This window comes from Caballeronia sp. 11_S32 (assembly GCF_056930355.1).
This window is the reverse complement of the sequence record NZ_JBXOWH010000001.1, coordinates 512,387-537,512: the sequence shown is the minus strand read 5'-3', so window position 1 is coordinate 537,512 and position 25,126 is coordinate 512,387. Positions and strand designations below refer to the sequence as shown.

Genomic DNA, 25,126 nt, shown 5'->3' with positions numbered 1-25,126 from the left:
GCGTTTTGCATGCCGCATGCAAAAGCAATCGATAACATCCGGGCCGCATCCGGAAGGAGACAATTCGATGACCGCATCGAGCGCCGTACTCGCGATTCTCTTCTCGTTGCTGCTGGGCGCGATGATTCCCGGACCGAGCTTCGTGATCGTGGCGCGCAACGCGATCGGCATATCGCGCGCCGATGGCCTCGCGACCGCGCTCGGCATGGGCGTGGGCGGCATCTTCTTCGGCGGCATCGCGCTCGCGGGTCTCTATACGCTGCTCGTCGCCGTCGAATGGCTCTATGTCGCGCTGAAGGTCGCCGGCGGCCTCTATCTGATCTATATCGCGGCGAAGATCTGGCGCGGCGCCGCGCAGCCGATGCAGATGCCGGCGCAAAACCAAGCGCCCGGACTCACGCGAAGAAGCGCACGCAAGTCATTCTGGCTCGGCCTGACGACGCAGTTGAGCAATCCGAAGACGGCAATCTGGTACGGCAGCATCTTCGCGGCGCTTCTGCCGCAACATCCCCCGCTGTGGTGCTACTTCGTGCTGCCGCCGATGGTCTTCGCGATCGAGACCGGCTGGTACACCGTCGTGGCTCTGGGCTTTTCCAGCCAGCGTCCGCGCGACATGTACCTGCGCGCGAAGAAGTGGATCGACCGCATCGCGGCCAGCGTGATCGCGGCGCTCGGCCTGCGCCTCGTGCTCGCGGCGGGCAGGAACGGCCTGTAATTTCGCATGCAAAACGCATAACGCAAGACGCCGCGCGACACCTCTCCTTTCGTTTAGCTAACGTCCATGATTCCTCGCGCTCATTGGCGCAGGACTTGCTTTTACCTCGCGCTCACACATCCGGCGATACGACCGGCACTTGCACAAGGAGGAGACGATGCAAGACGATATTCGCGAGATCACGGCTTCCCACGATGAGCGAGAGAGCGGCTGGCTGATTCCATCGATCCGCAAGGCGCACGAACGGTCGGAGACGTTCGGCCTGAATGCGTCGACGCGCCCCGACTACGACGTACTGACCCGAGGCGATCTGCTGCTCAAGCTCGAGCAAAACCGCGTGCTGTGCGCGCACGCGACGCCGGTGATGGAAACGCTGCGCGAACAGATCGTCAACACGCAAAGCATGATCGTGCTGACCGACGCGCAAGGACTCATCCTTCATTCCACGGGCGACGATGACTTCCTCGCACGCGCCGAAAAAGTCGCGCTCAGGGCCGGCGCGAACTGGGCGGAGGAGCGGCAAGGCACCAATGCGATCGGCACGGCGATCGCGGAACGCTCTCCGACTGTCGTGCATGGCGATCAGCACTATCTCGCCGCCAATCGCTTTCTCACGTGCTCCAGCGTGCCGATCCTCGATCCATACGGCGATCTGATCGGCGTGCTCGACGTCACCGGCGATCATCGCAGCTACCATCGTCACACGATGGCGCTCGCGCGCATGTCGGTGCAGATGATCGAAAACCACCTGTTTTCCAGTACGTTTCAGGGCATGCTGCAGATCGCGTTTCATGGCCGCCCTGAATTTCTCGGCACGCTGATGGAAGGCATCATGGCCTTCACGTGCGATGGGCGTTTTCTCTCCGCCAATCGCAGCGCGCAATTCCAGTTTGGCTTGCCGCTCTCGGCGCTGCGCGCGCATACCCTGTCGTCGCTCTTCGGGTTGACGAGCGCGCAACTGATCGAACGTTCGCATTCGAGCCGCGCGGCGCACGTTCCGCTCGACCTGAACAACGGCACTGTCGTGTGTGCGCGCGTGCGCCTGAATCGCGCGCCCATCGGCGAAGTGGCGGCCTCGTCTCCCGTGTTGTCCAAAAGCGCGCCGCGCGCATCGGCCATTATCGATACATCGTCGAAACTCGCATCGCTCGATACGGGCGATTCCAGAGTGAGCGCCGTCATCGGCAAGGTGCGCAAGGTCATCGGCAAGGACATACCGATACTCATCACCGGCGAAACCGGCACCGGCAAGGAACTGCTCGCGCAAGCCATTCACGGCGATTCGCCGCGCCGCGCGGGGCCGTTCGTCGCGGTGAATTGCGCATCGATTCCGGAGAACCTGATCGAATCGGAACTCTTCGGCTATGAGGAAGGCGCGTTCACGGGCGCGCGCCGCAAAGGCGCGGCGGGCAAGCTGTTGCAAGCCAATGGCGGCACGCTCTTTCTCGACGAGATCGGCGACATGCCCTATCCGCTGCAAGTGCGCCTGTTGCGGGTACTTCAGGAACGCGTCGTCGACCCGCTCGGCTCGAGCAAGTCGATACCTGTCGATGTCGCGATCATCTGCGCGACGCACCGCAACCTGCGCGAGATGATCGAGCAGAACCGCTTTCGCGAAGACTTGTATTACCGGCTGAACGGTCTCGTTGTGAAGCTCCCGCCATTGCGCGAGCGCACCGACCTCGCGGCCGTCATCACGAAGATGCTGCACGCCGTGAGCGCCGATGAAGCGTGCGGCATGCGCCTGTCCATCGACAATGAGGTGATGGCGCTGTTCGAGCACTACGCGTGGCCCGGCAACTTCCGGCAACTGTGCAATCTGCTGCGCACGGCCGCCGCCATGGTGGACAACGACGGCTGCATTCGCCGCGAGCATCTTCCCGAAGACTTCTTCGATGAACCACGCGCGAAGGCGCAAAGCCCGTCTGAAGCAAGCGTTTCATCGACGTTCGCTTCGGGGCGTCTGCAGGAAGTAACGGCCTCGGTGATAGCGGCGGCGCTCGCGCGGCATCGGGGCAACGTGTCGGCGGCTGCGCGCGCGCTCGGCGTTTCGCGCAACACGATCTATCGCAAGATGCCCGCATGTTCAACGATGGAACAATGACCTGTTCCATGCGGTGTTCCACTTCGATACACCCCTGTTGCGGGAAGGCACAGCGCAGCCACGATGACCGCACGTCATCGAAATCGAACTGAAAGGCAGCGGCGTGCACATGCACGGTCGCTTCGTCGAAGGCACGGAGCTTGCATTTTCGACGTCCGATTGCGAAACGGTTCGCGATCTTACTCGAACATCACCAAGGAGATGAACATGCAATGGACGACGCCCGCCTTCACCGATCTGCGCTTCGGCTTCGAGATCACGATGTATATCGCCACACGTTAATGCTGCGATAAAAACAAGGCCGGGTGACTCTTCTCACCCGGCCTTGCACCCTCTTCTCTTCTCCACATGAACTCAACGACCGCGCGTGCGGGCGCACCCACGCGCCCGCGTCTGCGCGCGCCATTGAAGCTGCATTGGCACGCGGATATGCGCACATGCGAGATCGTGCATCCGCGCGGCAGCGTCGAACTCAATCGCAGCGCGGGCGAGATACTCGCGCGCTGCGACGGCACGCGCGAGCTCGACGACATCATCGGCGAGCTCGAAGCACGCTTCGGCAGATCGGGGCTTGCGACGGACGTGTATCGCTTCATCGATGATGCGCGCCGTCTCGGCTGGCTCGATTGAACCGGGCATTGTCACATCGGGCAACACGCCAAACGTCCCACTGCTCCACGATGCAACACACACGCATGAACGCGCCATAGCGTTCGAATGCATCGCATCGTGCATGAGATCCGCATGCAGCAAGGCATACGCGCGCATGCATCGTCAATGGCACATGACTTGCCTTGATGACCTCGCAACCGTTCGCATCGCTTATCGAGATTCCAGAAGACGTTGCACCGACAATACCCAGGAGACAACGATGAAAACTCGCTTCAGTCCGGCAATGCGCACTGCAGCCCTCGCTGCAGGCGCCGCTGCCGCATTCGGCTTTGCACAGCATCAGGCCATCGCGGCCAGCGACACGTCGGCGCAATATCCGGACGTCACCTATGAACGTCTCACGAGCGCGCAGGACGATCCCGGCTGGCTCACGTACTACCGCACGTATAACGGTCACGCGCATTCTCCGCTCAAGCAGATCGATACGAGCAACGTGAAGGGACTGAAGCAGGTTTGGAGCTACAAGTTTCCCAAGGACTTGCAACAAGGCTTCGAAGCGACGCCCATCGTGAACGGACGCTTTCTCTTCGTGACCACGCCCAAGGACAACGTCTATGCCTTCGATGCCGCGACAGGCAAACAGCTCTGGAAATACGAGCCGAATCTCGATGCGAAATCGTTCAAGACCGCATGTTGCGATGTGATCAATCGCGGCGTCGCGTTGTATGGCAAGAACGTGTATGTCGCGATGCTGAGCGGCGAGGTGGCCGCGCTCGATGCACAAACGGGCGCGCTCGTGTGGAAGAAGGCGATGTTCGATCCGGGCGTCGGCTATTCGTTCTCGCTTGCGCCGCTTGCGCTCGATGGCGCGCTCGTCGTCGGCAGCTCGGGCGGCGAGTATGGCGCGCGCGGTTTCATCGCGGCACTCGACCCCAATGATGGCAAGGTGCTCTGGAAGCGCTATACCGTGCCCGGCGCCAAGGAACCCGGCGGCAATACGTGGCCCGATGGCATGCAGGAGCACGGCGGCGCGCCCGCATGGCTCACCGGCACGTATGACGCCGCAAGCAAGACGCTCTACTGGGGCGTGGGCAATCCTGGGCCGTGGCTCGCCGATCTTCGCCCTGGCGACAATCTCTATTCCGACTCGCTGCTCGCGCTCGACCCGAAGAACGGCGATCTCAAGTGGCACTATCAATACACCGCGCACGACACCTGGGACTATGACGGCGTCAACACGCCCGTGCTCGCGAACATCAAGTACGAGGGCAAGGATTACGACGCGATCATTCATGCGGATCGCAACGGCTTCTTCCATGCGATCGATCGCAGCAACGGCAAGCTGATCTATGCGCGGCCTTTCGTCACCGCGACATCGGTCACGGGCTATACGGACGATGGCAAGCCGATTCAGGATGCATCGAAGTATCCGAAGACGGGCACGACAATCGAAACATGCCCGAGCTTCCTGGGCGGCAAGAACTGGTGGTCCGTGTCATACGATCCGCAGAAGCATCTCGCGATCGTGCCGGCATTGCATGCGTGCATGTCCTTGTCGGGCAAGTCGGTGAACTACATGGAAGGCCTGCCGTATCTCGGCGAAGGCTTCGAGATCAAGCCCGAGCCCAACAGCAAGGGTTATGGCGAGTTGCAGGCGATCGATGTCGATACGGGCAAGAAGGTCTGGAGCCACTGGAGCAAGCTGCCCTGGAACGGCGGCGTCGCGACGACGGCGGGCGGCCTCGCATTCAGCGGCTCGCTCGATGGCCATCTCTACGCATTCGACGAAAAGACCGGCAAGGTCTTGTGGCAAAGCCCCAAGCTCGCGAGCGGCATCATCGCCCAGCCTTCGGTGTATGAGATCGACGGCAAGGAATACGTCGCCATTCTCGCGGGCTATGGCGGGGCGAATCCAATCTGGGGCGGCCCGATGGCAAAGGCCGCGGACAAGGTGCCGCGCGGCGGCACGCTCTATGTGTTCGCGCTCAATCGCACCTGACCACTGATCGAACCGCGAGTGCGCTGCATTGCGCGCTCGCGGTGTTCATCGACTTCATCGGACGCTTCGACATGAATCATTCACTCAATCGCATTCGCGCGGTGAGCATGCTGGCCGCATGCATCGCGCTCACGCCTACGCCTTCCGGTGCCGCCGTGAAGATCTGCACGTTTCCCGGCAGTCCTTCGGCGGCAATGGACCGTGCCGTTGCGCAAGCGGTCTTCGCGCGCGCCAATCTCGCGACGACCTTCGTATCGAACGGTATCGGCGAAGGCGACGACGACGGCGTTTCGCTTCACGAACTCGACAAAACACTTGCGCGCAATTGCGATGTGATCGCGGGCTTTCCGCGCTCCACCGTCGCCGATGCATCCGGCGGCACGATGCGCTTCTCACAAGGCTATCTGCGTGCGGGCTATGTCAGCATCGAAGCGCCCGGTGCCGAACTGAAGGATGCCGCAAAGCGCACGGTCGCCGCGACATATGCGAGCCCCGCGCAACTGATCGCCGTGCAGGAGCAAGGCGTGACCTTCGACCTCGAGAACACATCGGCTTCGACGGTCGAAGCAGTGGCGAACGGACGTGCGCAACGGGCTATCGTCTGGTATCCCGCGGTCGTCGCCTATCGCATCGCGCATCCGGAGCGCAGGTTCACGGTTGCGAACGCAGATTCGCCGTATGCGGACTGGCATCTGACCTTCGCTTTCGGCGAGAGGACCGCCGCGTTGCGTCCGCGTATCGACGATGCGCTCACCGCGATGACCAACGATGGCCGCCTGCAAGCGCTGACGAAACAATGGACCTTGCCCGCGCCAGCCGCTTCGGCGGCGCGCTATCTCGACACGCCTTCGACCGCATCGAACATGCACACGGGCATCATGCTCGCGGACGCGAACGCATCGCGCGCGGGCCGCTTCATCAAGGTGGCGAATGAAGGAAGCGCAGAACCGCCCTCTTTCGAACAGGCGCAAATCGCACACGGCAAGGCGCTCTATTCGAGCTCGTGCGCGAAGTGTCACGGGGCGCAGCTTCAGGGCATGACGGCGCCCGCGTTGCAGGGACCATCGTTCGCGCCGGCATCGAACTCTCATCTGACGGTTGGCGGCATCTTCAATTACATGGCGACCAATATGCCCGCCGATCGTCCCGGCAAGATGAAGGATCAGGACTACGCGGACATCATGGCGTTTCTGTTGATGTCGAACGGGTACAAACCGGGCGGAGCGAAGATGACAGCCGACAGCGCGCGCGCCTCGACCCTGCCGCTCAACGCCGGACCTGGGCGCTGAGTTCGCAATGCGTACGCCCGCAACGCGCCTTTTAATACATCACAACGTGACATATAATTAAAGTGTCGCGCGGGCGGATCGACATGTGCCGCAACGCGGCGCAATGCGCAAGTCAGCCGGCCTGAGCCGGCGGGAGGCCAGCGTCGTGCTTATCAATAACCAGTTCGAAATCGGCTATCTTGTCGTGATTTTCGCTTTGCTCGGCGTCATCCTGATCGGCGCGCTGCTCACGGCGCTGCATCTGGATCGCTGGCATCCGAAGCTCATCAGCGCAGCCATCGGGGCGCTACTCGGGCTTGCGCTGATCGAAGCAGTGCCGATGCTCACCTGACGACACACCCTGACGTTTCGTCGAGCCTTCGGTTCGTCGCGATACCAACGCGGCAACATGCCCGCAAACATGGGCACCGTTGCCGCTTTGGCTTTCTCTCTTCCTGAACGTCCTCTTTCATTCCGCGCCGTGCGCATTGGCATAATGCAGCACCGGGCGCGCACGTCGCGCCTTCCCCGTTGTCTTGCTCACTGTTTCGTCATCGACCGAGACCGCATGATCGCGATCACCCGCACTCGACGCCGCGCGCGCGCCTTCTTCGGCGCACCCGAAGCAAGAAGACTGATACGGACGCTGATGAGTTGCGCGATCAGCTACGGCGCCGCGCGACTCGCCGCGTTGCCCGAGGGATACTGGGCGCTCATCACGACGCTCGTCATCGTGACGCAACCGAGTCTCACGCAAGCAGTCGATATCGCTCGCGATCAGATCATCGGCGCATTCATCGGCGCGGTCGCGGGCGTGCTCGGCATCGTCGCGATGGAGCGTGGCGCGCCGCCGCTCGCTGTCTTCAGCGTCGCGCTCGTGCCGCTTGCCGCACTGAGCGCGAAACGTCCCGCATTCCGGCTCGCATGCGTGACGCTCGTGATCGTCGTGCTGATTCCCGCGGGTCCGGGCTCGCCCTTCGAGCGGCCGATGCATCGCGTGATGGAGATATTGATCGGCGCGGCATCGTCGTTCGTCGTATCGGCGCTGTGGCCGAATCGTGCGCTCACGGCCGCGCATCGCAGTGTCGGCGATACCTTGAAGAGTCTGGGTCGGTTGATCGGGCTTTATCTGTCGGGCGAACGCGATGAGGCCCGCGCAACGCGCCTCGACACGCAAAGCACGGACGCGCAGCAGGCGTTCGACGATGCGCTGAAGGAGGCCGAACGCGAGCACATCATCGTGCTCTTGCAGAACCACCGTTCCGACGCCATCGATAAAGCCGCGCCTTTCCTGCGGCGCCTGCATGGCGATGCGCTCTTTCTCGCAAAGGCGGTCTCGCGCCTCGATCGCGAGACATGCGCGATGCGCTTCGGCGCAACGGGCCGCGAACTGCAGGCATTGTTCGAGACGCTCGCGAGCGTGCTCGCATCGAATCGTCAGGACGATGCGAAGCTCGCTCGCGCCCGTACAGCCGTGAGTGAGCTCAAGAGCACGCTCGCGACTCAGGAAGCGACGCACGGCGCCCAGGAAGTGGCGCAGTTCGTCGTCGGGCTGATCGTCGCGGATCTCGATGCGTTGATCACGACGATCTATCCGCTCAAGGAGCGTTCGGCTTAGCGCGAGAGGCCGCGCGCATCGATGGGCCATACATCCGTCACGCGCTCGCATCGATAACACACGTATTCGTCGTAGAGATTCACGGTCGGATCGCAGTGCCCCGGCGGCAACAGTACACGCTTGCCGACGAGGTTTGCGAAGTCGTCGTCGGGCGCACGTTGCGCTTGCAGCATGCCGTGCTCGTCGTTCGCGGAAATATAGGTCAGCGCGGGCGCGGCGGGCGCGTCGAGCCAGCGCACGCTGCGCGGCAGGCCCGAATCGACCGCGAGACCCTTCAGGCCCACGTCGCAAACGGCTATGCCGGGCCGCGTCGCGCTCATGATCGTCGACAGCACGAAAAGGCTATGGCGCCAGCGCAATTCGCCGCCCCAGCCAATGCCGCCGTAATCGCCGTCCATGAAGAGATAGGAGCCGGGTTGCAGTTCGGTGAAGACGCCACTCGTGGCGTCGAACTCGACAGTGCCGGTGCCCCCGCCCGTCACGATGCCGCAGCGCACGCCGCGTGCATCGAGCGCGCGCACGTAGCGCGCGGCGATATCCGCGGCGCGGCCGGCTTCGCTCTTGCGCGCGTTCCAGTCGGCGACGTGCTGGATGCCGCCGTGATACGCCTGAATGCCGGCGAAACGCAGCGCGTTCTGCGCGGCGATGCCATCGACGAGTGCAAGCAGCGCATCTTCGCTCGTCACGCCGCAGCGATGCTGCCCGGCATCGACTTCGGGCAGCACGTCGATCGTCACGCCCGCGCGCCCCGCCGCGTCGCCGAGCGCCTGCACTTGCGGCAATGCATCGACGCAAACGGACAAGCGCACATGCGATGCGAGCTCGACCGCCATCGTCAGCTTATCCACGCCGACGAACTCGTTGCTCACATGAATGCTCGCGATGCCCGCCGCCGCGAACGGATACGCTTCCGACAACTTCTGGCAGCACACGCCGACCGCGCCCGCTTCGACCTGGCGCTTCGCGATGGCGCTGGACTTGTGCGCCTTCGCGTGCGGACGCAAGGCGACGCCATGCTTCGCCGCGAACGCGGACATCGCCGCGAGGTTGGCGTCGAAGGCGTCGAGATCGATCATCAGAGAAGGCGTGGCAACGGATGCGAGCGTGTCGCCCTCGCGAGCGGCGGGAGGAGGTGTAAGCGTCATGGCGGGGCGTGTCGACGAAAGTGGATCAGACATCGATCATAGCGCGCGGCATTCTGCATGATGAATGCATAAAACCATTTGCTCGTGTGTCGATGTCATGCCGTCACTTCCGTTTCCAGGACCGCGCCCTCGTCCTTGAGCGCCTGAATGCGCGCCTCGTCGAAGCCGTATTCGTCGAGCACTTCGCTCGTGTGCTGCCCGAGAAGCGGCGCGGGACGCGAGGCTTTCGTGCATCCTTCGGAGAAGTGAATCGGCAAGCCGATGCCGCGCATCGGCCCCGCGAGCGGATGCTCCGTCTCGACGATCATCCCGCGCGCAATCGCCTGTTCGTGCGTAGACGCTTCCGGCACGCCGAGCACCGCGCCGCTCGGCAAACCGATCTCGTCGAAGCTTGCGAGCCACTCGTCCGTGGTGCGTTCGACGAGGCGCGCGTTCAGTATCTCCACGAGCACCGCGCGATGCTTCAGCCGTCCCGCATTCGTCTGGAAGCGCTCGTCTTCGGCAAGTCCGGGAATATTCAACACGCCGACGAGACGCTCGTAGTTGCTCTGATTCGCCGCGCCGATGTTGACCCAGCCGTCGCGTGTGCGGAACGCCTGATACGGCGCGCTCGTCGGATTGGCGGAGCCCGCTTTCGGCAACACGGTGCCGTCCGCGAAGTAGTTGGCGAAGGCCCAGTACATCTGCTGCAGGCCCGCTTCGAAGAGCGACGTATCGACCATCTGGCCAAGGCCCGTCGCCTGTTTTCTCGCATAGGCCGCGCTGATGCCGAGCGCCGCCAGGATGCCCGCGTTGATGTCGGTGACAGGCGAGCCCGCCTTGATCGGCGCCTGCCCCGGCTCGCCGGTCATGCTCATCAACCCGCTCAGGCCTTGCGCGATCAGATCGAAGCCGCCCTTGTCGGCCATGGGCCCGCTGCGGCCATAGCCCGAAATTGCGCAATAGATGAGGCCCGGATTCATCGCCCTGAGCGCTTCATATCCCATGCCGAGCTTTTCCATCGTGCCGCGCCGATAGTTCTCGGTGACGACGTCCGCGCTCGCGAGCATCTTCCTGAGCACTTCCTTGCCGCCTTCCGTCTTGAGGTTGAGCGCGATGCCGCGCTTGTTGCGGTTCACGATCATGAACGACGCGGATTCGCCGCTCGGGAGAATCGGCGCGAAACGCCGGCAATCGTCGCCGCCGGGAATCTTTTCGACCTTGATGACGTCGGCGCCCATGTCCGCGAGCATCATCCCGCAGATCGGCCCAGACATGATGTGCGCGAGCTCGATCACGCGCATGCCCGCGAGCGGCCCCGCGCCCGTTGCGGCCGCTGGTTTCGTGTCTGCCATGTCAACGTCCCTTGAATTGCGGTTTGATCTTGTCGAGAAAGGCCTGATAGCCGGCGCGAAAATCGTCGGTGCCGAAGCAGGCAAAGCCTTCGTCGCGTTCTTCGTCCGTGAGCGGCGCGGGGTCCATCACGCGGCGCACGAACTGCTTGTGCCAGCGCGCGACGAGCGGCGCGCCGTCCGCGATGCGCCGCGCGGTTTCATACGTATGCGCCGTGACCTCCGCGTCCGCCACGACGCGCGTGACGAGCCCTTTGGCAAGCGCTTCCCTCGCATCGAAGATGCGGCCTTCGAGAAGAATCTCGAGCGCGACGGCAGGCCCGGCCAGACGCACGAGCCCTTCCATTTCGGCATGCGCCATCACGAGGCCGAGATTCTTGATCGGCACGCCGAAGCGGCTCGATTCGCCGCAGATGCGCAGATCGCACATCGCCGCGATCTCGAGACCGCCGCCGACGCAAATGCCGTGAATCATCGAGACGATCGGATGCCGGCACTCGCGCAATGCATGCAAAGTGCGATGCATGATGGCGCCGTACGCCCTCGCCTGCTCTACGTTGGAGCGATCCGTGCGGAATTCCGCGATGTCGTTGCCCGGCGAGAATGCTTTCTCACCCGCGCCGCGCAGCACGATGCAGCGCAGGGTGTCGTCGGCGGACAGCGTCTCGATGGTCTCTCCGAGCGAGCGCCACAAGTGTTTGGTCATCGCGTTGAGCTTCTCGGGCCGGTCGATGACGACCGTCGCGATATCGCCGTCGCGCTCGATCAGGATGGATGGTTCCGCCACATCGCCTCCTTGAATTGAATGCTGCATGCGTTATTCGATCCGGTTCAATGCATGCAAAATGCATTGAACCGGACATTCAACGACGGGTCCGCCGGGTTCACACGAACTTGCGCGCGTCCGCCGCGTCCTGCTTTTGCTCCTCCACCTCGAGCGAGCGGTCGGGGCGCATCGTGAACGACAGGATGATGCCCACGGCCATCAGGATCATCGACACGGTGAACGGCAGGTTCCAGTTGCCGGTGCGGTCGATGAGCCAGCCGCCCACCACGGGGCTGATGATCGCCGCGAGCGCCGAGCCGGAATTCATGATGCCGGAGGCGGTACCCGCATGCTTCGGCGCGATGTCCATGGGCACGGACCACATCGGCCCGATCGTCATTTCGTTGAAGAAGAAGCCTGCCGAAAGACATACCGCCGCGAGCGTGATCGAGATGTTGGAGATCAGCATGATCGGCGCGAGCGACAGCAGCGTCAGCAGCATGCACACGCCGACCATCACGTTGCGGGCGAGGCGCACGTTGCCGCTCTTTCTGAGGATGCGGTCGGTGACGGAACCGCCGAGCCAGTCGCCGAGCACGCCCGCGAAGAACACGCCCGATGCGAACAGCGCCGACTTCCCGAGTTGCATGTGATAGCTGTGCAGGAAGTATTGCGGAATCCAGCCGAGGAAGAGCCACAGCACCCAGCCATAGCAGAAGTACACGGCTGTGACGGGCGCCATGCGGCCGAGCAGCGTGCGCCACGGCACCGGCGTGCGTTGCTTCACGCCCGAGTAGGTCGCAAGCGTCGCGCACTCGGAGTCCGTGATGCGCGGATGATCGCGCGGGTTATCGCGGAAGTAGAAGACCCACGCGATCGCCCACAGGAAGCTGATGATCCCCGTGATGACGAACGCGCCGCGCCAGCTCGTCGCGACCATCAGCCAGACGATGAGCGGCGGCGCCACCGCATTGCCGATGCGTGATGCCGCATGCGTAATGCCTTGTGCAAAGCCGCGCTGATCGGCGGGCATCCAGTTGGACATCGCGCGCGTCGCGGTCGGGAAGGTCGCGCCTTCGCCGAGTCCGAGCAGCACGCGCGCCACGATCAGCGAGGCGAAGCCGCCCGCGAGACCCGTCAGCACGGTGGCGCCCGCCCAGATGATCGCGCACAGCGTGAGCGTGCGACGAGGCCCGAAGCGGTCACCCACCCAGCCGCCGATGATCTGGAACACGAGATACGGATACGCGAATGCGGAAAACACGAAACCGATTTGCGTATGCGAAAGACCCAGCTCCGCGCCGAACTGGCTCGCCGCGGTGCTGACATTGACCCGGTCGATATAGGTGATGAAATACATCGCGCATAGCAGCAGCAGAACACGCGTCGTGGCTCGACGAAACATCATCGTCTCCTTGTGTAACCGCGCGCGTGGGCCGGGCGCCTTCGGATGTCGAGAGGCGCCGGATATCACGGCATGCGGAACTTCGCTTGGGTACGTCGGATGGAGTTGCGGCTCGATATGCGCCTGCTTATTGCGTGCGGCGGCGCAGCTTGCGGATGCGTGGTTTGCGCGGTGATGTCATGGCTCGTCTCCTGGTCGCGGCTCGTCTAGGTCCGCTGTTTTGCATCGGTGGATGAATCTCTCGTCTCGCTGCCTTCACTGCTTCATATCCAGCGCCATCGCCAGAACGCGCGCGACGTGCAGCGCTTCTCTTTGCGCGCCATCCGCGATCTGGTGACGGCAACTCGTGCCGTCCGCGACGATCAGCGCATCGGGCGCCGCTCGCACCGAAGGCAACAGCGACATCTCGGCCATTGCCTGCGATGCATCGTAATGCTCTGCTTCATAGCCGAAGCTGCCCGCCATGCCGCAGCATGACGATTCGATCGTCTTCACATCGAGACCCGGAATCCAGCCGAGAACTTTCTCGATAGGACGCACGGCGTCGAATGCTTTCTGATGGCAATGCCCGTGCAGCAACGCCTTCGGTTTATCCAGTGCTTTCAGCTTCAATTGCAATCGGCCTGCCGCCTCTTCGCGCACCAGGAATTCCTCGAAAAGAAACGATGCTTGCGAGAGCTTGCGCGCGGCATCGCCATAGCCGTAACCGAGAAATTCATCGCGCAACGAAAGCAGACACGACGGCTCAAGTCCCACGATCGCCACGTCGCGCTCGACATAAGGCATGAGCGCATCGAGCGCGCGGCGCGCTTCGGCCTTCGCTTCATTGACGAGACCCGCCGAGAGGAAAGTGCGCCCGCAACACAGCGGCCGCTCGCCCGCCTTCACGTTGAGATGCACCGTGTAGCCCGCGGCTTCGAGCACGCGCTTCGCGGCGCGCGCGTTGTCCGGCTCCATGTAGTTGTTGAAGGTGTCGACGAAGAGCAGAACCTCATTGGTTGCGGATGCAACTTGTTTGCTCTTCTCGCCCGCGAGAAACGGCCTCGTAAAGCGCGGAAACGCCCGTTGCGGCGCGAGGCCGAGCTTCGTCTTGAGCCAGCGCGCGACGCCCGGCATGTTCGCCTCGAATGCATTCGATACCGCCGGCATGCGGCCCGCATACGGCGCATAGCGCGGCAGAAACGCGATCAGCCGATCGCGCAAGCGCAGGCCATGACGCTCGGTCCACGCGGCGCGCGCCTCGATCTTGACGCGCGCCATATCGACGCCCGTCGGGCAATCACGCTTGCAGCCCTTGCACGATACGCACAGGTCGAGCACGTCCTTCACGTCCTGACTCGCGAGCCCGTCGTCGCCCAACTGTCCCGACAAGGCGAGCCGCAGCGTATTCGCACGGCCACGCGTGAGATGCTGCTCGTCCTTCGTGATGCGATAGCTCGGGCACATCGTGCCCGCATCGAACTTGCGGCAATGGCCGTTGTTGTTGCACATCTCGACCGCTTTCGCGAGGCCGCCCGACAGATCGCCGCCCGAACCCGGCGCGCCCTCTTCGCCCGTCATCGGATCGCGCGTCACGTTCCATGCGGACCAGTCGAGATGGGGCGTCAATGCGCGCTCGCGATACGAAGGCGGAAAGCGGAAGTGGCTCGCATCGTCCATTTTCGGCGGCGCAACGATGCGATCCGGGCTCATGCGATTCTCGGGATCGAAGAGCTGCTTGATATCGCGAAACGCCTCGTTGATGCGCGGGCCGTATTGCCATGCGACCCATTCACCGCGACACAGGCCGTCGCCGTGCTCGCCCGAGAACGCGCCCTTGTATTCGCGCACCATCGCCGCGGCTTCTTCTGCAATCGCGCGCATCTTCACGGCGCCGTCGCGCCGCATGTCGAGAATCGGCCGCACGTGCAGCGTGCCGACGCTCGCATGCGCGTACCACGTCCCTTCGGTGCCATGCTTTCTGAAGACTTCCGTGAGACGGCTCGTGTACTCGGCGAGATGCTCGAGCGGCACCGCGCAATCTTCGATGAAGGACACCGGCTTGCCGTCGCCCTTCATGCTCATCATGATGTTCAGGCCCGCCTTGCGCACTTCCCATAGCGCCTTTTGCGGACCGGCGTCGGGCATCTGCACGACAGAGCCCGGCAAGCCGAGATCGCTCATCAGCTCGACGAGTTGCGCGAGCTTCGCGGCTTGCGTGTCGCGATCCGTGCCCGCGAACTCGACGAGCAATACCGCTTCGGGCCGGCCCACCAGAGCCTTTTCGATCACGGGACGAAACGCCGGGTTGGACATCGCGAGTTCGATCATGGTGCGATCGACCAGCTCCACCGCGACCGGTCCGAGCTTCACGATGTGCTGCGTCATGTCCATCGCATCATAGAAGCTCGGGAAGTTCACCACGCCGAGCGTCTTGTGCTCGGGCAACGGCGCGAGCTTCAAGGTCAGCTGACGGCTGAATGCGAGCGTGCCTTCCGATCCGACGAGCAGGTTCGCGAGATTCGGCTCGCCGTCGGTGCTGAAGGGAAGCGGGCTCTGGCAATCGAAGAGATCGAGGTTGTAGCCGGCCACGCGGCGCAGCACCTTCGGGATGCGTTCGCGCATCTCCTGCTGCTCGCGCATCGCGATGCTGCGCACGCCGGAGACGAGATCGCGCGTGCGTAGATCGCTCATCATGGTCGAGAGCCTGCCGAAACGCGCTTCATGGCCATCGGCGAGGATCGCGTCGATCGCGTCGACGTTATGCACCATGATCCCGTATTCCATCGAGCGCGAGCCGCACGAGTTGTTGCCCGCCATGCCGCCGATCGTGCACTGCGCGCCCGTCGACACATCCACGGGAAACCACAGGCCATGCGGCTTGAGCCACGCGTTCAGATGATCGAGCACGACGCCCGGCTCGACCGTGACGGTGCGCGCCTGCTTGTCGAAATGAACGATGTTGTTGAGCCACTTCGTCGTGTCGATGACGAGCGCCTCGCCCATCGTCTGACCGCATTGGCTCGTGCCCGCGCCGCGCGCAAGCACGCTCGCGTGGGTGTCGCGCGCGATCTGCAATGCGAGGCGCAAGTCGTCCTGATCCTTCGGCACGACGACGCCGAGCGGCATGATCTGATAGATCGATGCATCCGTGGCGTAGCGCCCGCGCGATGCGCGATCGAACAGCACATCGCCCTTAAGCTCGCGTTGCAGACGCGCCTGCAGCGGCGTCGGCGTGGACGCGAGCCGCGCACGCGCGGAAGCCGGCATCAGATGGATCGGCTTGATGAGCTGGTCAGTGGGGGAATTGAGCATCGTCGCTGTCGGTGAGTGCAGGAATGAGGTGCGGTCCTGGCCTTATGAATGCGTTATGCGAAATGCAATTCGACTGCGGGCAAGCCCTCGATGCGGCCCACTGCCGTGCCGGGCGCGGCGGGAAACGCGAGGCCGGTGTAGGTGCCCGCCGTGAGCACGGTCCCGCGCTCGACGGCGAGACCGCGCGATACGCTGTGATTCACCGTCCACGCGAGCAGCCGGCGCGGATCGCCCGCCGGATTGGCCGGGTCGCCCTGAAAGAGCGCTGCGCCGTCGAACGTGAACGTCATCGCCGGGGATACGAACGGAAACGCCGCGTCATACGGCACGCCCTCGCCTACGATCAACGCGCCGTGGTTCTGCAAGTCGGCGAGCTGCCAGGGCTTCTCGACATCCGGCCACGCGGCGAAGCGGCTCGCCACCACTTCGATCGCCGCATGCACGGACTCGATCGCGGCCAGCACCTCTTCATCGCGATACGGACCGCTGCCCGGCTCGAAGCGCCTGCCGATCCTGAACGCCACTTCGAGTTCGAGCCCTGCCTTGCCGAACGCCTCCATCGACAGACGCGCGCCCGAGCCATGCACGCCGTCGGCGGGAAGCGGCGCGCCCTGAATCGGACCATCGGCCGATTTCGCACCGACTTTCCATCCGCCGATGTCCGCGCGCAGCGCACGCAATGTCGCTTCCTGCGCCGCGTATGCTTCGTCGGCATTCGCCGGGCGCGCGCCGTCCGGCAACGCGTCGAGCTTCGCGCGATGCGCGCGTGCCTCGACGAACAGCCGCGCGAGCGCGTCGGCGTCGAACGCGGCGCTCATGCGGCCGCCTTCAACGCGGGCTTCGCGACGTGGCTCGTCAGATAGTTCATCGCCGCGGCCACGCCGCTGTCTTTCAGTTCGATGCCCGCGAGCTTCAGGCCCATCTCGCAGCCGGAAAGCGCGGCCATCAGCGTGAGATCGTTGCAGTCGCCCAGATGGCCGATGCGGAACATGCGGCCCTTCACTTTGCCAAGCCCCGTGCCGAGCGACATGTCGAAATGCTCGTAGATGAGCTTGCGCACCGCGTCGGCATCGACGCCTTCGGGCGTCATCACGCCCGTGAGCACCGGCGAATACACGGCCGGGTCCGCGCACTGGATCTCGAGCCCCCACGCGGTGACCGCCGCGCGGCACGCCGCAGCGAGCCGTTGATGACGCGCGAACACGTTGTCGAGCCCTTCGCCGAGAATCATGTCGAGCGCTTCGGAAAGGCCATACAGCAGGTTCGTGTTCGGCGTGTAGGGCCAGTAGCCCTGCTTGTTCATCTCGATGATGTCGGTCCAGTCCCAGAACGCGCGCGGCAGCGTGGCGCGCCTCGAAGCCTCGCGCGCTTTCTCCGACACAGCGTTGAAGCTGATCCCCGGCGGCAGCATCAAGCCCTTCTGCGAACCCGAGACGGTCACGTCCACGCCCCATTCGTCGTGGCGATAGTCGGCGGAGGCGAGACCCGAGATCGTGTCGACCATCAGCAGCGCGGGATGCTTCGCGGCATCGATGGCGCGCCGCACCGCGGCGATATCCGAGGTCACGCCCGTCGACGTTTCGTTATGCACGACGCACACGGCCTTGATCGCGTGCCGCGTGTCGTCGCGCAAGCGCTTTTCGATCACGTCGGCCTGCACGCCGCGCCGCCATCCTTCGATGCCGGGCAAGCCCAGGAACTCGGGCTTCAGACCGAGGTTCTCGGCCATCTTCTTCCACAGCGTCGCGAAGTGGCCTGTCTCGTACATCAGCACGGCATCGCCGGGACTCAGCGTGTTGCACAGCGCCGCCTCCCACGCGCCCGTGCCCGACGCCGGATAGATCACCACCGGCTGGTTCGTCTTGAAGATCTTCCTGATGCCATCGAGCACCTTAAGACCCAGCGCGCCGAACTCCGGACCGCGATGGTCGATCGTCGGATAGCTCATCGCGCGAAGAATGCGATCAGGCACCGGGCTCGGCCCGGGAATCTGCAGGAAGTGACGGCCAGCAGGATGGGAGTCGAGCTTCAGCATGGGTGCGCGTCCTTTGAAATGTAATTTTGCATGCAAAATACAATAACGCAGCGATCTGGCCGCGTAAAGAAATACATAGGCCGAACGGCCTAGGGATAACCCGCTGGCGGTTTTTTCCACTTGCATCGGGTTAAAATTGCCGCAAAAGGAATTCGAGGTATTGAATGCAAAATCCCGATCTACCAGAAACGCACGTCTCCTCGCCGCTGCCGAAGGTCGAGCGGCTGCGTCTGCACGACACCGTCGTCGATCACTTGCGCGGCTTCATCGTCGAGGGTCTGCTCGCGCCCGGCGTGAAGCTCAACGAGCGCAAGCTGTGCGAGACGCTCGGCATCTCGCGCACGCCGCTGCGCGAGGCGCTCAAGGTGCTGGCCGCCGAGGGCCTTATCGAGATTTCGCCGAACCGCGGCGCGTCGGTATCGCAGATGAGCGAGTTCGAGATCCGCGAGATGTTCGAACTGATGAGCGGGCTCGAAGCGTTTTCCGGTGAGCTCGCGTGCGAGCGCATCACGCCGCTCGAGATCGCCGAGATCAAGGCGCTCCATTACGCGATGCTCGCGTGCCGCGCGCAGAATGACCTGTCGGGCTACTACAGCCGCAATCAGGCGATTCACGACAAGATCAACGAAGCGGCGCGCAACACGGCCTTGCGACAGACTTATGTGTCGATCAACCGGCGCCTGATGGCGCTGCGCTTTCGCTCGAATTTCCAGACGCCGAAGTGGGATAGCGCGATTCGCGATCACGAAGAGATGATCGAAGCGCTGGAGACGCGTGATGGCAAGCGCATGGGCGAGATCCTGCGCAAGCATTTGCTGTCGAAGCGCGATGCGGTGCTCGCCGAGCGCACGATGTCGACGGTGAAGCCCGCAGCGCCGAAAAAGCGCGCGGTGAACAAGACCGCGCAGGATGAGCAATAGCGGGTAAGACGGTCGCGCGAATTCCCTGAAGACGTTCTTCGGAAAACTACTCTCAAACCGTCAGTCCGCTGCCCTCGCCGAGTCGAACCTGAGCGCGTGTGCTCGCGGCGTGCGCGCTCAGCACGGCAATCTCGTGCCGCGTGTAATGCGTGACCGGCGCGATGGCCGCGAGCGCGGCGGTGAGGACGATGGCGACGATACTGATCGAAATGGCGTTCATGGTCGGCTCCTTTGGCTGCTGATGTGGCTGAATCGTTGCTGTCGGTGAAAAGCATTGTGGCCGCCGAGAGTTAGCGAAGAATGAGCATCGCCGATGGCGCACGCGTGCCGCGGTAACATCGGCATGCAATCGACCATCGCGCAAATCGGCATTCAAAATGCATTCGACATTCGACACATCGACCGCCACGCTGGAACTGCCCTTCAAGCGGCCCTTCGACTGGACACGCATGCTGAAATTCATCGGCGGGCGCGCGTCGGCGGGAGTCGAGTCGGTAGAGGACGGCGTGTACCGGCGCGCGATCGAATGGCGCGGCGATGACGGCATCATCGAAGTGAGGCCGCATGAACGCAGGCATCGGCTGGTCGCGACCATCCACGGCGCGGTGGCGCGCCACGCGGATTCGCTCGCCGCGCCGCTCGCGCACATGTTCGATCTGCACGCCGACCCGCACGAGATTTCCCGCTGCCTCGCGGCCGACCCGGTGCTCGCGCCGCTCGTTGCGGCCGCGCCCGGGCTGCGCGTGCCCGGCGCGTGGTCCGGCTTCGAGCTGGTGGTGCGGACTATCGTCGGGCAACAGGTGAGCGTGAAAGGCGCGTCGACGATCATGAGCCGCATCGTGCAGCGCGCGGGCCGAAGGATCGAGGGACATCCGCACGAAGGCACCGCATGGCGCTTCCCTACGCCCGCCGAGCTCGCCGCCGCCGATCTGGACAAGATCGGCATGCCGACGAAGCGCATCGAGACCGTGCAACGCTTCGCACAGGCGGTCGCGACGGGCGCGCTGCCGCTCGACGATGCCGGCGCCGATCCCGAGTTCGTGAAACGCGAAATGCTCGCGATGCCGGGTATCGGACCGTGGACCGTCGGCTATGTCGCGATGCGCGCCCTGCGCGATCCCGACGCATGGCCCGACGCCGATCTCGTGCTCATGCAGGCGATCGCCCGGCGCGACCCGTCGCTTGTCAGACCCGCCCAGCAGCGCGCCCGCACCGAGCGCTGGCGTCCGTGGCGCGCCTATGCGGCGATGCACTTGTGGAACGGCGTGGCGATGGAAACAGGGCTCGCGCGCGGCGGCTGACATTGCGTGCATTCGACCGCGCTTGCATCTTGCGTGCAGCATCGTGCATGCAAAATGCCATCGGCGCGATGGACGTCGCATGACACCCATGCACCCCGACGACGATTTCGTTCCGTAGTCTTGAAAATGGACTAATCTGCATCGAGCAGCCGCGCGCCGCCGAAGCCGCGAACCAGCACGCGGCGGCAACGTTCAAGACGAAGAAGCGCTAACGAAACGCCATCGGGAGACGCTCATGAACGCATCATCCCTCGACGCGCGAGACCGGAACAACGCGCGCGCCGCAGCGCAGGCGCCACCCCTGCCCGATGTGCCGATCGCGCCGCGCGTGCAGAAGATCGTCGTCGCAATACATGGCATCGGCAATCAATTGCACAGCGACACGGTGCGCTCGGTGGCGAGCCAGTTCGGCGCGCGCTATGACCCGCCGCTGCCCGTGATGCCGCTCGGCTATTTCGATATCGCGGGGGTCGGTGAAGTGGATGTGCGCCAGCTCGATCTTCCCGCGGGCGGCCCTTATACGGCCGAGCAGCGCGACTTCTATTCGGCGCTCGGTTTCGCGGAAGTGTATTGGGCCGACATTCCGCGCGAAGTCGTGAAGCAGGACGACACGCTCGAGGAAAGCAAGGCGTGGGGCCTGTCGATCGTGAGCCGCGCGCAAGCGGCCTACATGCTCAACGTCGACGAGCGCAAGCTCGAGCCCGCGGATTTCTCGCTGGCGTCGGGCGTCGTCGAGGAGATCGTCGAGACCGTGGCGGTCATGCAGAGCCTGCTCGCGGTCGCGGAAAAAGCCGGCATCTTCAAGTTCGATCTCGCGCCCGTGCTGCGCGATTATGTCGGCGACGTGCAGCTCGTCGCGGATTTCCGCCAGCATCGCGACACGATCGTGTTTCGCTTTCATCGCGTGATGGAGCGCCTCGTCGCGCTCGTCACCGCGCGTTGCCAGTGTGCGCCCGAGGTGTATATCGTCGCGCACAGCGAAGGGACCGTGATCAGCTTTCTCGGCATTCTGCAGGCGCTGTCGATATCGACCGTGACGGACCCGAAAGACACCAAGCAGATCATCAGCACTGACTGGGTGCAAAGCCTGCGCGGCTTCATGACCATCGGCTCGCCTATCGACAAGCACATCCTGCTGTGGCCGAAACTCTGGGAAGGCATGGCGCTGAAAAGCGAAATGCAGGGCGATGCGGTCAGCCAGGTCGAGCGTCCCGGTGGCCCGGTCACGCTGCCCTCGCGCATCAAGTGGCGCAACTATTATGACTTCGGCGACCCCGTGGGCTTCGCGCTCGATACGGCGCGCGCCTATCTCGATCATCGCGGCTGCCGTGCGTTCGAATTCGAGCCGGCGCATGATTTCGGCTTCTCGCGCTACTGGCTGCCGGGCAAGGCGCACACGGACTATTGGACCGATGCCGATGTATTCGGCCACTTCATCGAGAACGTCGTGCTCGATCGCAACTCCGCGAAAGCCCCGGAAAACAGGCGCTTTCGCGGCATCGTCAGCACGGCGATTCCTTATTTGCTGAGCTTCGCGCTGCATCTTCTCGCGGTGTTCTTTATCTACAAGGCAGTCACGGCTTCGTCCGAGTCGGCGGCGAAAGCGGCGAGCGCCGCGCCGGAGTTCATCCAGCTCACGCGCTCGGTGTTCGCGCTCGCCTGCCTCCTGATGGGCACGACGGTCGCCGCGCGCCTTCCGCGGCTCGTCAAGGCGCGCGGCAGAAAGCGCACGGGCGCGTGGCTGCGCTGGCGCATCGTCGCGCTGCTCGCATTCGTCGCGGGCGCGTCGATCTTCTGGTCCGTGTTGTCGATCAAGGTCGCGTCGTTTCTTGCCAGCCCGTTCGCGGCCCTGCTGCATGGCGGTACGGTCGATTCCGTCGTCGGCAAGGTGCTCTTCGTCGTCGCCGGATTGGTGTGCGCGATAAGCGGATGGCTCGCTCCGCGCAAGCCGCGCGTGGGCCGTCGCGTGCTCGTCGCGCTCGGCGCGCTGATGATGGCGCTGATCGTCGGCGTGAGGCTATGGGACGAGCGGGACACGGCGCCGCTATGGCCCGTCGTGATCGGCGGCGCGTTCTTTCTCTATGCGTGGTGGCTCGCGATTCTCATCTTCGATCTCGCGTTCGTGTGGCATCGCTATGTGCGCAATTCCGTCGCGCTCGACACGTTGCGCGCGTGGCGCGAGGATCGCCGCGATGCGCAGCCCAGGCCGATCATGTCGATGCGGACGAAGGCTGCGAACAAGTAATGCCGGCCAATACAACTCACGCATGCAACACGAGCTTCTGCACGCGCCAGTTGAGCAGCTCCGCGACGAATAACGTGTTCTCCGCCGGGCAAGCCATCTCATGAATCCAGCCGAACTGCTTCAACTGCTTGCCCGATCGCCCGAGCACGCCGAGCAGCTTGCCATCGAGCGATAGCTTGTAAATGCGGCCCGGAAACGCATCCGAGCAATACAACACCTGATTCGGCCCGGGCGAAATGCAAATGGCCCATGGCGAGCCCGGCGCGAACGTGCCCGCCGCGATCGCCGCTTCGTCGGGTATGTTGCCGATGGCCGGCCGCGCATCGGATGGCACCGGCACGTCGATCGTGAACTGACGCTGAAAATTCCCTTCGCCGTCGAAGACCTGGATGCGCCGGTTGCTGCGATCGGCGACATACACCAGGTTGTTCGCATCGACGGCAATGCTGTGCGGCGTATGAAACTGCCCCGGTCCATTGCCGCGATCGCCCCACGATTTGAGCCAGTTGCCGTCCTTGTCCACTTTCGCGACGCGCGAGTTGATATAGCCGTCGCTGATGTACGTATTGCCCTCTGCATCCCATGCGACGTCCGTCACCTGACGAAAGCGGCCCGACTCCGAACGAAGAGGCGGATTCGGATGCTTGAGCGGCGCGGTTTCTTCGTCCGATGCTTCCTGCTTGCGTCCGAACACCATCGCGACGCGGCCTTCCGGCGTGAACTTGATGATCATGTCCGAGCCCTTGTCGGTGACCCAGACGTTATCCTGCCGATCCACCTTGACCGTATGCGCGAACGACCACGCATAAAGGTTATGCCCGATCTCGCGCACGAAGCGTCCGTTGCGGTCGAATTCGAGCAGTTGCGCCGCGGCCGCGCCATAAGCGGGACCGGTGGTGTTGCCGCGCGAAAGCACGAAGATATGTCCCGCCGAATTGAGCGCGACGCCGGAGCATTCACCGAAGTACACGTCGCGCGGCAGACGCACCGGATCGGGAACGGAATCGTATGAAATGGACGGCACATCGCTGTCGGCGTACGCGAGATGCGGGAAGAGCGCGAGCGCGGCGGCGCTCTGGCCCGCGAGCGCCAGAAAGCGGCGGCGGCTTGCGGTGGCCGGCGCCGTGTCGCAACATGGGCAGTACATCGGGTGTCGAAGACTCACTGTTACCCTCCTTCTGTTCGTCGCCTGCAATGATGAACATCGATGGTCGGCTTGCTTCGCGATGCGAGAGGAAGTGTAGTGCATGAATCGACTGAAACGCACGCGAGTGTTTTCCACACTTTCAATGCTGAAAGGACATCATGACCGAATCCTGGCAATACCAAGTTCGAATCAGGCTCGCGCCCGAGCATGCGGCACTGGCACGTCGAGATCCGGCGAGCGAAAAACTCGCGCCGCTCAATGCGCTCCTGATCAGACACAATGCTCAATTGAAATGCCAGTACGACGCCTTCGCCGACTACGTGGCGCAAGCGGAGCGCGATGGCATCGAGCACTATCCGCTCTATCGATGGACGCGCGAAACCATCGAAAATCCCGCGAAAAAAGCCAAATATCTCGAAGCGTTCACGCTCTATGTGAATGGCGACGAAGTCTATGACAAAGCCTTGGCCGATGCGCTCGAAGCCGATCTGCGGTTGCTCGCGAGCGAAGCAATCACGGATATCCGCAAGTTCGACACGAACCCCGCGCACAATCCGCAGCCGCCTTCATACGGCACTTCATGAAGCCGATGAGGCCGATTAGGTTGACGCCGTGCATCGCGCGCGCTAAGGTTTGGTACATCAACCAAACGACGGACCACGCCCCGTGCAGGATCGCCGACAAACCATACTCGAAGCCGCCCTCGCCACATTGCGTGAAGAAGGTTATGCGGGCTTCACGCAGCCGCGCGTCGCTGCGCGCGCGGGCGTGCGTCAGAGTCACCTCACCTATTATTTTCCGACGCGTCTCGCATTGATCGAAGCCGTCGCGCGCACCGCGATCGACGGCCAGCTCGCCGCCGTGGATGCCTTCGCGGGCGAAGCATCGCCCAAGGTCACGGCCGCATCCATCGCCAATGTCGCAATGCGCCACGAAAACACGCGCGTCCTGATGGCGCTCGCGCAAGCCGCCGACGAAGAACCGACCATACGCAGCCTCTTTCGCGAGCTGGCCGAAGGCGTCGCGGCGCGTATCACGCGCATGCTCGAGTCAATGGGCCTCGCCGTCACGAAAGAGCATGTGTCGATGGTGCATGCGCTCGTCGTCGGGCTCGCGGTCATCGATCTCGCGGTGGGCCGCACGGACGGCAAGCGCCGCGCCAGCGTGGCCATCGAAACCTTGTTCGCGCTGTTGCCGCCCGGCGAATCGAAAGCGTCATAA

The 25,126-nt window shown here is 63.6% G+C and carries 22 protein-coding genes; 13 read left to right on the top strand and 9 right to left on the bottom strand.

Annotation, left to right across the window (positions count from 1 at the left end; translation table 11 throughout):
- The first annotated feature begins 67 nt into the window (after positions 1-67).
- The 8 genes from AC1Z32_RS02470 (at position 68) to AC1Z32_RS02435 (ending at position 8,316) form a co-directional block, all read left to right on the top strand.
- Entirely contained in the window at positions 68-715 is a 648-nt protein-coding gene (locus tag AC1Z32_RS02470) for a LysE family translocator (protein WP_483477118.1), read from the top strand.
- A gap of 157 nt (positions 716-872) precedes the next feature.
- Entirely contained in the window at positions 873-2,819 is a 1,947-nt protein-coding gene (locus tag AC1Z32_RS02465) for a sigma-54-dependent Fis family transcriptional regulator (protein WP_483477117.1), read from the top strand.
- A gap of 207 nt (positions 2,820-3,026) precedes the next feature.
- Positions 3,027-3,101, top strand: coding sequence for a pyrroloquinoline quinone precursor peptide PqqA (gene pqqA, locus AC1Z32_RS02460; RefSeq protein ID WP_008347847.1), 75 nt, complete (start codon positions 3,027-3,029; stop codon positions 3,099-3,101).
- 66 nt (positions 3,102-3,167) lie between these two features.
- Positions 3,168-3,449, top strand: a complete 282-nt coding sequence (pqqD, locus tag AC1Z32_RS02455) for a pyrroloquinoline quinone biosynthesis peptide chaperone PqqD (protein ID WP_483477116.1) — start codon at positions 3,168-3,170, stop codon at positions 3,447-3,449.
- A 241-nt stretch (positions 3,450-3,690) separates the two neighbouring features.
- Positions 3,691-5,430 carry a methanol/ethanol family PQQ-dependent dehydrogenase gene (locus AC1Z32_RS02450; protein ID WP_483477115.1) on the top strand — a complete coding sequence of 580 codons (1,740 nt, stop codon included), beginning with the start codon at positions 3,691-3,693 and terminating at the stop codon, positions 5,428-5,430.
- A 71-nt stretch (positions 5,431-5,501) separates the two neighbouring features.
- Positions 5,502-6,719 (top strand): c-type cytochrome, encoded by a 1,218-nt coding sequence (locus tag AC1Z32_RS02445; RefSeq protein ID WP_483477114.1) that lies wholly within the window; start codon positions 5,502-5,504, stop codon positions 6,717-6,719.
- Between the two features lie 145 nt (positions 6,720-6,864).
- Positions 6,865-7,050 carry a hypothetical protein gene (locus tag AC1Z32_RS02440; protein WP_483478187.1) on the top strand — a complete coding sequence of 62 codons (186 nt, stop codon included), beginning with the start codon at positions 6,865-6,867 and terminating at the stop codon, positions 7,048-7,050.
- A gap of 216 nt (positions 7,051-7,266) precedes the next feature.
- Positions 7,267-8,316 (top strand): FUSC family protein, encoded by a 1,050-nt coding sequence (locus tag AC1Z32_RS02435; protein WP_483477113.1) that lies wholly within the window; start codon positions 7,267-7,269, stop codon positions 8,314-8,316.
- Here the strand turns inward: AC1Z32_RS02435 and AC1Z32_RS02430 are convergent.
- From AC1Z32_RS02430 to AC1Z32_RS02400, 7 genes are all read right to left on the bottom strand, one after another.
- Positions 8,313-9,461: a DSD1 family PLP-dependent enzyme gene (locus AC1Z32_RS02430; RefSeq protein ID WP_483477112.1), complete on the bottom strand. Its 1,149-nt coding sequence runs from the start codon at positions 9,459-9,461 to the stop codon at positions 8,313-8,315. The genes AC1Z32_RS02435 and AC1Z32_RS02430 overlap by 4 nt on opposite strands.
- A 95-nt stretch (positions 9,462-9,556) precedes the next feature.
- Positions 9,557-10,795 (bottom strand): CaiB/BaiF CoA transferase family protein, encoded by a 1,239-nt coding sequence (locus AC1Z32_RS02425; RefSeq protein WP_483477111.1) that lies wholly within the window; start codon positions 10,793-10,795, stop codon positions 9,557-9,559.
- Position 10,796: 1 nt separating this feature from the next.
- On the bottom strand, positions 10,797-11,606 hold the full coding sequence (locus AC1Z32_RS02420; protein ID WP_483477110.1) for an enoyl-CoA hydratase/isomerase family protein: 810 nt from the start codon (positions 11,604-11,606) through the stop codon (positions 10,797-10,799).
- A gap of 70 nt (positions 11,607-11,676) precedes the next feature.
- Positions 11,677-12,966 (bottom strand): MFS transporter, encoded by a 1,290-nt coding sequence (locus AC1Z32_RS02415; RefSeq protein WP_483477109.1) that lies wholly within the window; start codon positions 12,964-12,966, stop codon positions 11,677-11,679.
- 252 nt (positions 12,967-13,218) lie between these two features.
- Positions 13,219-16,257 (bottom strand): FAD-binding and (Fe-S)-binding domain-containing protein, encoded by a 3,039-nt coding sequence (locus AC1Z32_RS02410; protein ID WP_483477108.1) that lies wholly within the window; start codon positions 16,255-16,257, stop codon positions 13,219-13,221.
- 53 nt (positions 16,258-16,310) lie between these two features.
- Positions 16,311-17,075 carry a 2-keto-4-pentenoate hydratase gene (locus AC1Z32_RS02405; RefSeq protein ID WP_483477107.1) on the bottom strand — a complete coding sequence of 255 codons (765 nt, stop codon included), beginning with the start codon at positions 17,073-17,075 and terminating at the stop codon, positions 16,311-16,313.
- The gene (locus AC1Z32_RS02400; RefSeq protein WP_483477106.1) at positions 17,072-18,292 is read right to left on the bottom strand and encodes a pyridoxal-phosphate-dependent aminotransferase family protein; all 1,221 of its coding nucleotides are present in this window, start codon (positions 18,290-18,292) and stop codon (positions 17,072-17,074) included. Before AC1Z32_RS02400 ends, AC1Z32_RS02405 begins: the two co-directional genes overlap by 4 nt.
- 164 nt (positions 18,293-18,456) lie before the next feature.
- On the opposite strand from AC1Z32_RS02400, the gene AC1Z32_RS02395 reads away from it, so the two are divergent.
- Positions 18,457-19,212: a GntR family transcriptional regulator gene (locus AC1Z32_RS02395; RefSeq protein ID WP_483477105.1), complete on the top strand. Its 756-nt coding sequence runs from the start codon at positions 18,457-18,459 to the stop codon at positions 19,210-19,212.
- A gap of 52 nt (positions 19,213-19,264) precedes the next feature.
- Here AC1Z32_RS02395 and AC1Z32_RS02390 read toward each other — a convergent pair whose 3' ends face one another.
- Positions 19,265-19,432, bottom strand: a complete 168-nt coding sequence (locus AC1Z32_RS02390; protein WP_232477684.1) for a hypothetical protein — start codon at positions 19,430-19,432, stop codon at positions 19,265-19,267.
- A 157-nt stretch (positions 19,433-19,589) separates the two neighbouring features.
- On the opposite strand from AC1Z32_RS02390, the gene AC1Z32_RS02385 reads away from it, so the two are divergent.
- Together AC1Z32_RS02385 and AC1Z32_RS02380 are read left to right on the top strand one after the other, a co-directional pair.
- Complete coding sequence (locus AC1Z32_RS02385; protein WP_483477104.1) at positions 19,590-20,513, top strand: DNA-3-methyladenine glycosylase family protein; 924 nt, start codon at positions 19,590-19,592, stop codon at positions 20,511-20,513.
- 235 nt (positions 20,514-20,748) lie between these two features.
- Positions 20,749-22,758 carry an MFS transporter gene (locus tag AC1Z32_RS02380; protein WP_483477103.1) on the top strand — a complete coding sequence of 670 codons (2,010 nt, stop codon included), beginning with the start codon at positions 20,749-20,751 and terminating at the stop codon, positions 22,756-22,758.
- Positions 22,759-22,774: 16 nt separating this feature from the next.
- Here AC1Z32_RS02380 and AC1Z32_RS02375 read toward each other — a convergent pair whose 3' ends face one another.
- Positions 22,775-23,905: a peptidyl-alpha-hydroxyglycine alpha-amidating lyase family protein gene (locus AC1Z32_RS02375; RefSeq protein ID WP_483478186.1), complete on the bottom strand. Its 1,131-nt coding sequence runs from the start codon at positions 23,903-23,905 to the stop codon at positions 22,775-22,777.
- A gap of 158 nt (positions 23,906-24,063) precedes the next feature.
- Here AC1Z32_RS02375 and AC1Z32_RS02370 point away from each other — a divergent pair, with 158 nt between their 5' ends.
- Complete coding sequence (locus AC1Z32_RS02370; RefSeq protein ID WP_483477102.1) at positions 24,064-24,489, top strand: hypothetical protein; 426 nt, start codon at positions 24,064-24,066, stop codon at positions 24,487-24,489.
- Positions 24,490-24,571: 82 nt separating this feature from the next.
- Positions 24,572-25,126, top strand: a complete 555-nt coding sequence (locus AC1Z32_RS02365) for a TetR/AcrR family transcriptional regulator (RefSeq protein WP_483477101.1) — start codon at positions 24,572-24,574, stop codon at positions 25,124-25,126.